A 507-nucleotide genomic window follows, 5' to 3' on the forward strand; every position below is an offset into this window, starting at 1 on the left:
TCGCGGCAACGGGCGACAGGTTGATGTAGGGTGAGGTGAACTTGTCCAGCACATCGTAGAGCACATCTTTTGCCGCCATGTGCTGCGCCTGGCTGCGCAGCTTGAATTTGTCCACGATTTCTTTGACGTTGGGACTGAATCCATCCAGATAGAGCCTGAAGTTGGCTTCGAGCTGCTGACGGTTGTTCGCGGCGGTATCGACAATCTTTTGCAGGGTGAATGGTGAGGTGTTGTAAAACACATATCCCGAGGCGTCCTTGAGGCCCATGGGGTCCAGTTCGGCAAAACCGGCATCCCGCTGGAATTTTACTTCTTCCATGACGGCTTCTTTGCTGCCTTCGAGCAGGCAGTCCAGGCGCCGCAGAACGAACATGGGCAGGATGACATCACGATACTTGCCGCGTACGTACACGTCACGGAGGCAGTCATCGGCAATGGACCAGATGAAGGAAACAATCTTGTTGTGGGCGGCGTGATTCATTATTTAATTGAGCTGCTGTTAAATTG

Annotated in this window: 1 protein-coding gene; it reads right to left on the reverse strand. The window is 53.1% G+C overall.

Annotation, left to right across the window (positions count from 1 at the left end):
- Window positions 1–481: type I restriction-modification system subunit M N-terminal domain-containing protein (locus ACOCD2_RS26305; protein WP_419626463.1), on the reverse strand; the 481-nt coding region annotated here is incomplete at its 3' end.
- Window positions 482–507: the final 26 nt, after the last annotated feature.

Source organism: Thiolapillus sp., from assembly GCF_048562965.1.
In the GTDB taxonomy this organism is placed as follows: Bacteria; Pseudomonadota; Gammaproteobacteria; order Chromatiales; family Chromatiaceae; genus Thiolapillus; species Thiolapillus brandeum_A.